Consider the following 11,991-nt stretch of genomic DNA (forward strand, 5'->3'; position numbering starts at 1 on the left):
TCACCAGCCGTTGACACGCCTTTCGCGCCGGACCTACGGTCAAGTACAATCCATCAAGGCAGCCGGAACACATAAAGCGTGCCTCCCGAGGTTGTCGCGTTCTTCAGATCCTTCATGGCATTGACGAAACCGAGCGCGGCGGTGGCGTCACGCGGGTCAAGATCGCCCGATACAATGGCGCCGGCCCAGCCGCCGACGCCTGAGAGGATGGCGACATATTGGTGCCCGTCGGGACCGCGATAGGTGATGGGCTGGCCGATGATCCCGGACGAGGTCTTGAACTGCCAAAGCAGGTCTCCGGTCTTGGCGCTAACCGCCTTGAACCAGCCTTCCATCGTGCCATAGAACACAACGTCGCCGGCGGTCACTACCGCGCCGCTCCACACCGGGAAATTCTCCTTGAGGCTCCAGGCGGGTTTCTCCGCGGCGATGTCCCAGGCGGTGAAGGCGCCGCGATTACCGCCAGGCCCTGGTATCATGCGGACGTTCATGCCCACATAGGGCGTGCCGGCGATGTAGTTCACCTCGACGCCTTCTTCATCCATGCACAGATTGTTGTGCGGGATGTAGAGCAGGCCGGTCTTCGGCGAGAACGCGGAAGGCTGCCAGTCCTTGAGGCCCGACGCCGTCGGACAGATATCGTGAACGACCTTGCCGGTGCCGGTCTTCTTGTCCGGATTTACGATCAGTCGACCGGTTTTCAGGTCCACACCTTTGCTGGAGTTTACGGGACCAAAGGGTTTTGCCGACAGCACCTCGCCGGTTGTCCGGTCGAGGATGTAGAGATAGCCGTTGCGCTCCGGCCGGATCAGCACCTTGCGCGGCTTGCCCTGCCAGGTCATGTCGAGCAGGATCTGCTCGTTGATGCCGTCATAGTCGTGGAGGTCGTGCGGGCTCCACTGATAGAACCATTTCGCCGCGCCGGTGTCGGGATCGCGCGCGAAAATGCCAGACGTCCACTTGTTGTCGCCCGGCCGCAAATCCGGATTCCATGGTCCGGGATTGCCGGTGCCGTGGAAAATCAGGTTCAGATCGGGATCATAGGAAATCCAGCCCCACATGTTGCCGCCGCCGATCTTCCAGGCTTCCGGCGGCCACGTTGTGACGCCAAGATCCTTGCCTTTGTCCATGTCGTAGTGCGGCTTGAAGTCCGATCCGATCAGCACGTCCTTGTCCGGCCCGGTGCTATAGGCGATCCAGACGACATGACCGTCGCCGGCGTCGAGCGCCTTTACCCAGCCGCGAACGCCCATCTCGCCGCCGGAATTGCCGACCAGCACTTTGCCCTTCACCACAAGCGGCGCCATGGTGATGGTCTCGCCGATGTTGATGTTGCCGACATGAGTGTTCCAGATCGGCTTGCCCGTGTTCGCATCAAGGGCAATCGTGTGGCCGTCCAGCGTATTGAAAAAGATTCGCCCGTCGGCGAATGCCACCCCTCGGTTGACGACGTCGCAGCAGGCCACCCCCTGTGCCGCCGGCTCGGGATTGGGTTCGTACTTCCACTTTATCGGGGCGCCGGGCTTGGAGAGATCGAGCGCATAGACGAAGTTGGGAAAGGGCGTCACGATATACATGTTGTTGCCGACGACCAGCGGCGCTGCTTCCTGGCCCTTGTTCACGCCTGTCGAGAACGTGAACGCGACCTGCAGGTTCTTGACGTTGCCTTCATTGATCTCGGAGAGTTCGCTGAAGCGCGTCGACGCGTAGTTCTTGGCCGGCATCGTCCATTGGCCGTCATCGGGTGGCGAAGCTGCGGCTGGCGGTACGATCGCTGGTGTTTTAGGAGGCTCGGACGCAGCGCCCAGAAGCAGCTGGCAGGCGAGCAGCGTCACCAGAAGGATAGCGCCAAAGGAATTCCCGGCTGCCAATTTGCGGGTACGTCGTTCTACGTCAACGCGCGTTAATGCCAACTGCGGCATAGCTTTCATTTATTGATCGAGCCTCCCACGCCGGCGCCGAGTTCGGCCGCGATGTCGGCCTCCGTTCCGGCACAAAGCGGATGGCCCCAGCCCGAAGCGCTTTTGCCGCCGGGGTCCAGATCGTAGACAATGGCATCCTTGCGATTTGGATTGACGCCTGCCGGGACCTTGTCGAAGCCGAGCGCCGCGCGGATACGCCAGGCGACATTGTGATCGGCGCATGAGGAATCGCCTGAAACGCCGAGGCCGCCGACAATGCTCTTGCCGTCGTAGAGGGCAAGTCCGCCGCCAAACACCACGACGCCTCCGATCGGCTTGCCGACGAGCGGGTCGCCGCCGCTTCCGAACGTTTTGGGATCGCCCGTATAGGCCGCGGCCTGGTTGACAGGATTGGTCTCCTGCAGGCCAAATAGCGGCCCCCCGGGCTGCACCCCCGCATAGAGATTGGCCGTCGAGAGGGCCATCTGAGCCAGGCTGAGACCGTTGGCCGTGTTGGCTTTCTCCGCTGCTATGAGCCGACTTCCCGGCCATTGCGAGTCGGGGGTGGGGCCGCTGAACGCAATCGCGCAGACAGTGCCGTCACGGGCAACGATGGCTGCCCATTCGTTGGTTTCAAAGCCGCCATTGGCTGGTCCGCCGCTTGCCTTCACGTTGGCTTTGAGGGCTGCAAGCAGCTTGTCGTGGTCGGCCGGACAGGGTTCCTGCGCCATGGCCTCGTGCCCGTGGAACAGGCCACCCATCAGCAACAGCAGGCCAAAAAGAGGTACGAAAAGCTGATAGCGATACATTGTCCTGGCATTCGTTTACATAACAAGGACCACCCCGGCAGACCGCAGAATGCGAGGATACGTCCAATGCGTCAGTGCCTAACTCGCGTAATGCTTCTATGTTCCTGCTTTGCATAAAATTCATGCAGTTGGATTTGGGTGCAGGTGTTCAATCAAAGCATGGGACCTGGACACCCGTGGCCACAGGCCAAGCGGTGAGGCAACGCGGCTGATCCGGGAAAACCGCGATCGGGACAGCGCAGACGTACCCGCCCTGACAAACGCTGTTGCCTTGTCACGGCGTTCGACGATGGATGATCTCTTCAATAAGTTTCGCGTCGGCTTCGTATTCCGCGGCCCGCGCAGCCATTTGACTGGCCAGGCTGTGTCTTTCCCGCGCGGCTTCGCGTTTTGCCGTACGTTTCGCCAACTCAGCCCGCTGCTGGTGCGCTCTTAAAAGGCTCCAAAGAGCCTGCTCCGCATCGTCAGCCTGGGCCTGCATCAAAACGTCTGCTCCGAACGCATGTCCGGTGTGGCAGCGGTAACGGGTAATCGGCCCGTCTTCTATCTCCCATAGGGGGCCATGACATTCGGGGCAGACAAATGTCGAGGGGGCGCCAAGCTGGCCTTCGGTCAATTCCATTGTGCTGTGCTCCTGAGCTGCAATCGCTGCCTCAAGGCGGATGCCGGACGGGATTTCTGGTGTCGGCCCTGCGATTTCGGAAGCAAGCCTGTGCAACAGGCCAGCCATTTCGGACAGAGGGACGCAATGGTCGATTTCCACATTCTGCAAGGCGCTCAGCGGCATATCGGGTACTGCGGCGTCGCCGGGGTCCTGGACTACGCTGACGCCTCCGCACATCTTGATTGCGTGCAGGCCGGCGGTGCCGTCGGAGAGGCTGCCTGTGAGCACGACGCCGATCACGCTGCCGCCAAAGCTGCAGGCCGCCGATCGAAACAGGGGGTCGATGGCGGGGCGCGCCAGGTTCTCGCGCGGCCCGCGCCGCAGCAGCATATGATCGTCATGTAACAGAAGGTGAGCTCCGGGCGGTGCAACGAAGATGTGCCCGTTTTTAACCTTCATGCCGTTGGAGGCATTTGCAACGGGCATGTTGGCAGCGCGACCGAGAATGTCGCCGAGGTAACTCGTGGGACCAACGTGCTGTACGACGAGGAGAGCCGCCGGGATGTCCGGCGAAAGATCGCGGACAAGTCTCTTCAGCGCGTCGACGCCGCCGGCCGATGCTCCGATTGTCACGATGCACCGGTTCTTGCAACCGTCGGGACGGACCTTGTCCGGCTGGCCCGCACGCTCCGAATCTGATCGTGGTGCGGCGGTGGCCATGGTTGCTTCACCCACATTCAGCACAGATGTCGATGCGAGCGCTCCGGCCAAGTCCGTTGCTGGTCGGGCGCCCTGCCTTCGTCGGTGTTAGCTTCCGGCCGCATCGCGGAACATAGATGCCCGCAATGATGTCGGCTCTGTACTAACGCCTACGTGCGCGTTTGACAGCAGCCTCTGCCACGGCCGGGGCCTCCTGAATGCTTGCCGCGCCGCCGAAATCGGCGTTCTTGGTACGGCCAGCTCCCGGGCCCGCTCCTAGATCAGCGCCTGTTGTCGGATCGGAAGCCGGATCGGAAAGCGTACGGTCGGCCATCCTGGCCACCACCTTCATGTCTTTGGCCCCCAGCTTGACAGTTGCCAGGCCGTCTCCGCCGTCGACGGGCATCACCTCTTCAAGGTCATCGATCCGATCCCACTCTTCGCCGGAATTCCATGGGCCAGCGACATCGCCGTCGCCTTGAGAGGTGTTGACATACATGCTGGCGTACTTCTCTACGCCTGGGAGCTTGCCGGAAGGGAAATTGTTTTCGATCGCGTAGAGTGCTTTCTCAAACGACTTCTGGTGCGCGATCTCGCGGGTCATCAGGAAGCCGAGCGCGTCCTTGATTCCCGGGTCGTCGGTGATGTTGATGAGGCGTTCGTAAACGATCTTGGCGCGAGCTTCGGCCGCGATATTCGATCGCAAATCCACCGTAGGTTCACCGCGCGAATCGACATAGGCCGCGGTCCAGGGAACGCCGGCTGAGTCGCACAGCGCGGGAGCGCCGCCGAACAGAATTGATTCCTTGGCTGTTGTGCCGCTGGCGCCGATCATCAGGTAAAGGTCCGCTTCCTTCATTTGGCCCTCGGCCAGCTGTGCCTTAAGCCCCTTGTTGAGCATGGTGACGATTGATCCCACCACTTCGAGATGGCTGAGTTCTTCGGTCGCAATATCGAGCAACATGTCGCGACGGCCAAGATCGTCCTCGCCAAGCCCTTGCGTGAAATAGCGCATGGCCGCTGCAAGCTCGCCATCGGCGCCGCCGAACTGTTCCATGATCATGCAGGCCAGGCGAGGATTCGGCTCCGAGACGCGAACGGTGTATTGCAGGCGCTTGTTGTGCATGAACATGGACATCTCTCCGGTTAGATCATCCGAACATCCCGGCAAGTTGATTGTTCCATCCGGCCATCGGCCAGCGAGCATTTTTACGGCAACTTCAGTGTTGAGCATCGCAGGGAGCCAGAGGCGGCATTTATTCTCCGACCGGTGACCGGCGGCAACGAGATTTCGATCGTGCTGCGCCATCACGGCAATGAGCAAGGCCGCGGATGGGCAAGAGGTAGACAAAATCTGGAGGGATACTGGCTCGGAAAAGTGAAGCCGGGCCATATTAATACGATGTCGGTGTCGACACCTTCGGCCCGTTTCGCCGCACACCTTATGCGGCAAACGCCGGGTTCGGTCACACGGCCAGCGTCGCGGGCTGTTGCCCGTTCACTTTCGATCCAGCACCTTCCGGACTTTCTCTGCCAATTCGTCGATCGTGTAGGGCTTGGTCAAAAGTTCGGTTCCGAAATCGAGCGTGCCGTTGTGGACAATCGCATTTCGTGTGTAGCCGGTGGTGTAGAGCACTTTTAACGACGGGTGCATTGTCTTGACCTGATCCACCAGCTCCCGGCCCGACATCTCCGGCATCACCACGTCGGTGAACAAAAGCGACGGCACTTGCCCGCTTTCGATGGCCGCCAGCGCGTCGCGTGGGCCTTGCATTTCCAGCACGGAGTAGCCCAGTTCCCGCAGCGCTTCCGCCGCCGTCAGCCGGACGCGATCTTCATCCTCGACAACCATGATGATCTCGTCTGCACAGCCGGGGTGCTCGCCTGCCACGACGTCGATTTGGCTGTCGAGCACGCCGTGGTGCGAGCGCGGCAAATATATTTTCAAGGTGGTTCCGATGCCCTGCTCGGAATAGATCTTCACACTGCCGCCGGACTGGCGAACAAACCCATAGACTTGACTGAGTCCCAGCCCGGTGCCTTTGCCGACCCCCTTGGTGGTGAAGAACGGATCGAAGGCTCTTGCGACAACATCAGCAGTCATGCCCGTTCCTGTATCGGTGACCGCTATCATCACATACTGACCGGAGGGGATCGCGTTCTCCCTGGCATAGCGATCGTCGACGTGGGCGTTTGATGTCTCGATCGTCAGCTTGCCGCCAGCAGGCATGGCATCCCTTGCGTTGACGCAAAGGTTGAGCAGCGCGCTTTCCAATTGCCCTGCGTCGGCCTCGACATGCCATAGGCCCGCAGCGAGCACGGTCTCGATCTGGATGGTCTCGCCAAGCGTCCGGTTCAGCAATTCGCTCATACCGGAGACGAGGCGATTTGGATTCAGCCGCTTCGGCGCCAGTGGTTGCTGGCGGGAAAAGGCGAGCAGTCGCCTGGTAAGTTCTGCGGCACGTTGTGCTCCATCGATCGCGCCGGTTACGAATTGGTGGACGTTGGTATCGCCGTTTCTGAGCTTGCGCTGCACAAGGTTCAGGCCGCCGATGATGACGGCCAGCATATTGTTGAAGTCGTGCGCGATGCCACCGGTGAGCTGTCCGACAGCTTCCATCTTCTGGGCTTGGCGCAGGTGCTCTTCTGCTCTGGCGCGTTCCGCAACTTCATCTTTGACACGTTGTTCGAGCGTGCCGTTGAGTGTCTGCAGCGCCTTGAACAGCCGGGAGTTGTCGATGGCCGTCGCGGCATGGCCGGCAAGCCCCAGCAAGGCCGCTTCTTGCTGTTCGGCGAACACGCCGGTCTCTGAATGACCAAGGAAGAGGCCGCCCAGGACCTCGCCCGAACGCGAGACGACCGGCACGGCGAGATAGGAACGCACCGGCAGATGGCCCTCCGGCATTCCCTTGCGGGGCCAGTTCTTTCCGTAACGCGGATCGGTGAGGATATCGTCGGAACGCACCACGCTTGTGCCGCGGAAAGTGGGCTCGAACACCGCGGTGTTGCGCGGCATGGGAAAGTTTTCGAAAGCAGAACGAGGTGCCCCCGAAAGGGCGTAGAGCACATAGCTGTCGCCCTTGTCGTCGATCACATTGTAGAAGAAAGCTCCAAATTGTGCGCCCGACAGCACGACGCCGGCATCGGTTACCGTCTGGACAATTCGCTCCACGTCAAGCTCGGCCGCCACGGCTGCCGCCGTAGCGTTCATCAACTGAAGCTGATGCTCCACCCGCTTTCGCGCGGTGACATCAACCACGGTGCCGATGAAGCGGATCGCACGGCCGGACTGGAAAAGCGCTTCCCCCGTTGCGGCAATCCAGCGCTCCTTGCCATCCCGAAGGCCGATCGTCCGGTATTCGATGTCGTAGCGGGAGGGGGTGCCCGGCGCGAGCGACTGGCGTACGGCCTCGTCGGCCCGTGCGCGATCTTCCGGGTGGAGGCCCGCCAGGAAGGCGCTTTCATATGTCACCTCCGCGTCCGGCGGCAAACCAAAAAGGGCTTTGCACCGGTCGTCCCAACGCAGCACTCCGCTGATGGGATCGTAATCCCAGGTGCCAATAGCGGCCGCGTCGGTGGCAAGCCTCAGCCTCTCCTCGCTGGCCCGTGCCGCCTGTTCCGAGCGAACGCGCTCGATGTGAGCCCAGGACCGCTCCGTCACCTCGGTCAGCAAGGACAGTTCGCGTTGCGACCAGACGCGGCGCTGCTTGTCGTGGATGGCCATCAGGGCAGTCAGTCGGCCTTGTTTGACCAAAGGCATACAGATGGTTGCCGTTATCCCGATATCCTGAAAGGTCTTCGCTTCCTCGGGAGCAATTTCCTCAAGGTTGTTGTTGATGATAAGCGGCTTGTTGGCGCTGAGGTTGGTGACAGCCAGGCGACCGAAATCGGCAAGACTGTAATATCCCCTGATGCTGGGCGAGCCAGGTGCGCTCCAATCGCCGCGGATGGTGAAATGGTCTTGGTCCTGCTCCATGTCGGCATAGGCGCAAATCGAGACGCCAAGATGTTCGCCGAGGAGCCGAGTGGTGATCTGCATGACAGCATCGGCGTCGGCCGCGAGGGCTATCTCCCTGCCGAGGCGGTCGAGAAAAGCAAGGCGTTCGGCGTTCTCACGGAGGGCCAGTTCGGCGCGAAGGCGTTCTATCGCCGTACGCGTCCGGTCCGCGACTGCCGAAATGAGGGCTACTTCCTCCGTCGCCCAGCGTCTGGGCGCGGAGTGGTTCAGGTATAACAGCGCCACCAGCCCGCCATGCTCGGTAACGGGCATGTTGATGACGGATTGGGCGCTGATGGCTTTGAGTGCCTCCGCATGGCTGCTGGTTCGCGGATCTGTCTCGGCGTTTTCAAAGACAACGGTTTCGCCTCGCTTCAAATCCTCGATATACGAGCCGTAGTTCCTGAAATTCAGCGTCCCAGCCAGGCTTTTGATGCCTGGCGCGTTCCAGTCCCTGTCAATGGTGATCGTTTCTTTCTCTAGATCGATCGTGCCGTATCCGGCTCGGCTGATGCCAAAATGGTTCCCCAGCAGTTCCGCGGCTGCGTAGGCCAGTTCTGCGGGATCCGTAATCTCGCGAATACGGTCGCCCAGCGCTGCCAAAAGCTCGAAGCGCTGCAGTTCAGATCGCGGATTGCTTGAAGTGGCCCCCATTTCGTCCCCGTTTTGCCCGGACTTAAATGCAGTCTGCGGCCAAGAGTTCCCCGCGGGACGGCAGTTTCTTTGGCGGGCCGGTCAGCCGAACACGCCGCACCGGTCATAGGTTAATGACAGCTTGGCGCGCTGTGGCGGATAAAGGGGAAACCAGCGGGCACTTGACGAGCTCCCGCTGGCTGGGTGCCCGAACCGCACTTCACTCGTTTGGAGACGTTTGATGCTTGACCGACCCATTCTTACGAATACGGACGCTCTCTATCCAGACGACCTGAGAACGCTTCGGTCGGTCTTCGACGCGCTGTGTCAGGAATTTGAGATTTCGTCGGACACTACCGCGGCAGAATCCATCGCGAGAGAGCTGGTCAGACTTTTCCAGACCGGGATGACGGAAGCGGCCATGCTGATGATTGCCGTGCGCGCACGTTGGCAGGGTGATTGGAAAATGGGAGGCAGCAGCGCTGCCCAAGCTTAACGGTCCCAACTCCGTGGAGAAGGCCTACTTTAGCCGCTTGAGCCGGTTGTACAGCGTTGTCTTGTCTGGCGGAACAAGCTTTCGCCCCGAGAGTTGGGGTCGGGAGATAGTTTCCAACAGGCACGGGCATGGCGTTCGACAGAGATGGACCGAAACTCGCGACCGGGTTGCTCGCGGCCTCGTTGGCGGCGCTGGCGGCATACAACGCCATCCGCGCCAAACGTGCGATTGCCGGCCGGGCGTGCGGACGTGTGATGGAGATCTATGGTGTGCGCCTGCATTTTATCGAAGCCGGAACCGGCATGCCGCTCCTTCTCTTGCATGGCAATGGATCCATGGCGGAGGATTTCAAGTCGAGCGGCATCTTCGATGAGGCGGCAAAGACCTACCGGGTGCTTGCATTTGATCGTCCCGGTTTTGGGCGAAGCTCACGGCCGCGCGGCCGGCGTTGGTCCGCTCGCGACCAAGCCGACCTTATACATGCCGCGGCCTGCGGGCTGGGTATAGAGAAATACCTCGTGCTTGGACATTCCTGGGGAGCTTGGATCGCCCTCGAATTGGCGCGCAGGCATTCTCAATCGGTCGTCGGCATCGTGCTGGTCTCGGGCTATTACTATCCGCCACCGCGGCTGGATCTTGCACTGGCCGCACTCCCTGCACTGCCTGTGATCGGCACCGCGTTTCGTCACACCTTGCTGCCCCCGCTTGTAAGGCTTGCTTGGCATTGGGCAATGGAGAAGATCTTTAAACCCGCCGTCGTCGCCGGCGACTTCGCCGCACTGGCCAAAGATGTCGCCAGCCGCCCTTCCCAACTGCGGGCGGTTTCTCTGGAGACAGCATCGATGCTGGCCGCGTCCCTCTTGGGAAAAGCCAACTATAGGGACATTGCCGTGCCCACCGGCATCATGGCGGGATCCGGGGACCGGTTGTTCGACGCGCAACGCGATGCACGACGCTTGCACGCGGAAGTCGGTGGGTCTCTCCTTGAGGTGGTTCCGGGCGCCGGCCATATGGTTCATCAGAGCGCCCCGCAGGCAGTGGTCGGCATGGTGCACACTATTGCAGGACGGCACGCCTTGTTCCAAGCGGGCCGTCGGCAGCGACCCAAGTCGTGTGCCGACGAGTTCAAGGCAGATCCGGCCTCGCGGGAGCCACCGGCGATAAGCGACGCCGCTTGCACGGAATGATCTCCAAACGGGGCTTTCAAATGAGCGACCAACGTCCAGCCGACATGCAGTCGGTGCTCCACCAGAACATACAGGCCCTGGTCGAGCACAGGCGGCAGCAAGAGGAGCACCAAGGCGTTCAAGCGTGGGTCGCCGGCGCTGTTTCGCGCTTCGCGGGAAGCATGACTTTCGTCTATCTGCACCTTGCAATTCTTGTCGTCTGGGTCCTCGCGAACCTTGGCGCGATACCAGCCGTCCCAGCCTGGGACCCGACTTTCGTGATCCTGGCCATGGTCGCCTCGGTTGAGGCAATCTTCCTGTCTACTTTCGTGCTGATCAATCAGAACAGAATGGCCGCCCACAGCGAGCGCCGAGCCGAACTGGATTTGCAGATCAGCCTTCTGAACGAACATGAAACCACGCGGCTGATCGAGATGGTGGCTGCCTTGACGGCGCGTCTGAATATCTCGACCCCGGCCGACAAAGAGCTGCCGGAACTCGCCGAGAATGTGGATCCCCAAAAGGTGATGACGCAGATCCAGCAAGCTTCTGGAGATCAGGAGAACGCTTGATCAAAGCGACCTCGTCGGCAACGGTTAAGCGTCGGCTACAACCTGTAATTCAGCCTCATTGTCCAAGGCTGTCGAAGCAGCTAAGCCGGTGTCGGCCTTTTCCAGGGTGGCTTCCCCACGTCACAAGTCCGCCGCGCAATCGAGGCAGCGTAGAGCTTCGATACCAACAGGCTGCTGCGCGTCAGATGGAACCAAGTTGACGCCGAACTCGTATTAGCGGTGGCGGCTTGGGGAGATTCCGGATGAGCGAAGGTGCTGTTCTGATCGTCGAAGATGAGACAATGATCCTGCTCGACCTCGAGTCAGCTTTGGAGGAGGCCGGCTTCCAGGTCGTCGGCACTCGGAGTGCCGCCGACGCGCTGGCGGCTTTCGACCCCGATCCGACCAAGTTCAAGGCCGTGCTCACGGACATCCGTCTGGGAGCAGGACAGTCGGGGTGGGAGGTCGCTCGGCACTTGCGAAGGTCCAACTCGACCATCCCGGTTGTCTATATCAGTGGCGACAGCGCGGTACACTGGGGAGCGGAAGGCGTGCCCAACAGCATAATGATCACCAAGCCCTTTTTTCTGCCGCAGATCATAACTGCCGTTTCTCAACTTTTAAACGCGCAGCAAGGTGCAGAAACTCACCTCTAGGAATCCGACCGCGGCTCCACGAAACCACCGAACATTCTTTCTTCGGCCAATCGGCGCCGTCCCCGCGTAAAGCGTTCGCGTCTGCTTCGGTCAAATGTCGGCGGCCTCAACCAGATGTCGACCTCAGCTCCTTTCCCTCGCCACCGGCTCGCATCCACTCGGAAGCCCTCCCGAAAGCAGGGGCGCTCATTGGTTGAGCTTTCGGTCGAGTTCGTCAAGCAATGACCGATGCTCGCTGGGCATGTCCGTATCTGTCGGCAGATCCAGCAACTGGCGAAGCTGGCGACGATTGGCGTCCGATGAAATCCACTCCCGTATGAGGCGGGCTATGACCTTTTGTTGTGCCTTGCCGATTTCTTCCATGTTAGATTCCGAGCTTGTCCGTTGGACGAACTCGGCGGCTCTTTGATGGTTCCCCGTCCTGTACACAAATCGAGGCACAATCTATGGGTTAATGCATGTCGCTCAAAAGTGGCCCT

Annotated in this window: 10 protein-coding genes; 4 read left to right on the plus strand and 6 right to left on the minus strand. The window is 60.7% G+C overall.

Going from position 1 to position 11,991, the window contains the following annotated elements:
- Positions 1-53: 53 nt before the first annotated feature.
- From NKL04_RS02455 to NKL04_RS02475, 5 genes are all read right to left on the minus strand, one after another.
- Positions 54-1,931 carry a methanol/ethanol family PQQ-dependent dehydrogenase gene (locus NKL04_RS02455; protein ID WP_031209100.1) on the minus strand — a complete coding sequence of 626 codons (1,878 nt, stop codon included), beginning with the start codon at positions 1,929-1,931 and terminating at the stop codon, positions 54-56.
- The gene (locus NKL04_RS02460) at positions 1,928-2,662 is read right to left on the minus strand and encodes a heme-binding protein (RefSeq protein ID WP_502898378.1); all 735 of its coding nucleotides are present in this window, start codon (positions 2,660-2,662) and stop codon (positions 1,928-1,930) included. The genes NKL04_RS02455 and NKL04_RS02460 overlap by 4 nt, the downstream gene beginning before the upstream one ends.
- Positions 2,663-2,984: 322 nt before the next feature.
- On the minus strand, positions 2,985-4,034 hold the full coding sequence (locus tag NKL04_RS02465) for a chemotaxis protein CheB (protein ID WP_023700011.1): 1,050 nt from the start codon (positions 4,032-4,034) through the stop codon (positions 2,985-2,987).
- 142 nt (positions 4,035-4,176) lie between these two features.
- On the minus strand, positions 4,177-5,145 hold the full coding sequence (locus NKL04_RS02470; RefSeq protein WP_023681124.1) for a manganese catalase family protein: 969 nt from the start codon (positions 5,143-5,145) through the stop codon (positions 4,177-4,179).
- Positions 5,146-5,511: 366 nt separating this feature from the next.
- A complete protein-coding gene (locus tag NKL04_RS02475) occupies positions 5,512-8,664 on the minus strand; it encodes a GAF domain-containing protein (RefSeq protein WP_352723226.1) in 3,153 nt (1,050 codons plus the stop codon).
- A gap of 220 nt (positions 8,665-8,884) precedes the next feature.
- Between NKL04_RS02475 and NKL04_RS02480 the strand changes: the two genes are divergently transcribed.
- The 4 genes from NKL04_RS02480 to NKL04_RS02495 all read left to right on the plus strand — a co-directional run bounded on the left by NKL04_RS02480 (position 8,885) and on the right by NKL04_RS02495 (position 11,512).
- Complete coding sequence (locus tag NKL04_RS02480; RefSeq protein ID WP_023700013.1) at positions 8,885-9,139, plus strand: hypothetical protein; 255 nt, start codon at positions 8,885-8,887, stop codon at positions 9,137-9,139.
- 128 nt (positions 9,140-9,267) lie between these two features.
- Complete coding sequence (locus tag NKL04_RS02485) at positions 9,268-10,326, plus strand: alpha/beta fold hydrolase (protein WP_023700014.1); 1,059 nt, start codon at positions 9,268-9,270, stop codon at positions 10,324-10,326.
- A gap of 20 nt (positions 10,327-10,346) precedes the next feature.
- Entirely contained in the window at positions 10,347-10,877 is a 531-nt protein-coding gene (locus NKL04_RS02490; protein WP_023681128.1) for a DUF1003 domain-containing protein, read from the plus strand.
- Between the two features lie 242 nt (positions 10,878-11,119).
- Positions 11,120-11,512: a response regulator gene (locus tag NKL04_RS02495; protein ID WP_023700015.1), complete on the plus strand. Its 393-nt coding sequence runs from the start codon at positions 11,120-11,122 to the stop codon at positions 11,510-11,512.
- A gap of 186 nt (positions 11,513-11,698) precedes the next feature.
- Here the strand turns inward: NKL04_RS02495 and NKL04_RS02500 are convergent, their stop codons facing one another.
- On the minus strand, positions 11,699-11,875 hold the full coding sequence (locus NKL04_RS02500; protein WP_023700016.1) for a hypothetical protein: 177 nt from the start codon (positions 11,873-11,875) through the stop codon (positions 11,699-11,701).
- Positions 11,876-11,991 lie beyond the last annotated feature (116 nt).

This window comes from Mesorhizobium sp. C264A (genome assembly GCF_040324515.1).
Lineage (GTDB): Bacteria > Pseudomonadota > Alphaproteobacteria > Rhizobiales > Rhizobiaceae > Mesorhizobium.

Excerpts from the sequence above, each read along its gene's own strand:
- NKL04_RS02480 (WP_023700013.1), top strand. The coding sequence starts at position 8,885 with ATGCTTGACCGACCCATTCTTACGAATACGGACGCTCTCTATCCAGAC.
- NKL04_RS02455 (WP_031209100.1), bottom strand. The coding sequence starts at position 1,931 with ATGAAAGCTATGCCGCAGTTGGCATTAACGCGCGTTGACGTAGAACGA.
- NKL04_RS02490 (WP_023681128.1), top strand. The coding sequence starts at position 10,347 with ATGAGCGACCAACGTCCAGCCGACATGCAGTCGGTGCTCCACCAGAAC.
- NKL04_RS02495 (WP_023700015.1), top strand. The coding sequence starts at position 11,120 with ATGAGCGAAGGTGCTGTTCTGATCGTCGAAGATGAGACAATGATCCTG.
- NKL04_RS02465 (WP_023700011.1), bottom strand. The coding sequence starts at position 4,034 with ATGGCCACCGCCGCACCACGATCAGATTCGGAGCGTGCGGGCCAGCCG.
- NKL04_RS02485 (WP_023700014.1), top strand. The coding sequence starts at position 9,268 with ATGGCGTTCGACAGAGATGGACCGAAACTCGCGACCGGGTTGCTCGCG.
- NKL04_RS02475 (WP_352723226.1), bottom strand. The coding sequence starts at position 8,664 with ATGGGGGCCACTTCAAGCAATCCGCGATCTGAACTGCAGCGCTTCGAG.
- NKL04_RS02470 (WP_023681124.1), bottom strand. The coding sequence starts at position 5,145 with ATGTTCATGCACAACAAGCGCCTGCAATACACCGTTCGCGTCTCGGAG.
- NKL04_RS02500 (WP_023700016.1), bottom strand. The coding sequence starts at position 11,875 with ATGGAAGAAATCGGCAAGGCACAACAAAAGGTCATAGCCCGCCTCATA.
- NKL04_RS02460 (WP_502898378.1), bottom strand. The coding sequence starts at position 2,662 with ATGGGTGGCCTGTTCCACGGGCACGAGGCCATGGCGCAGGAACCCTGT.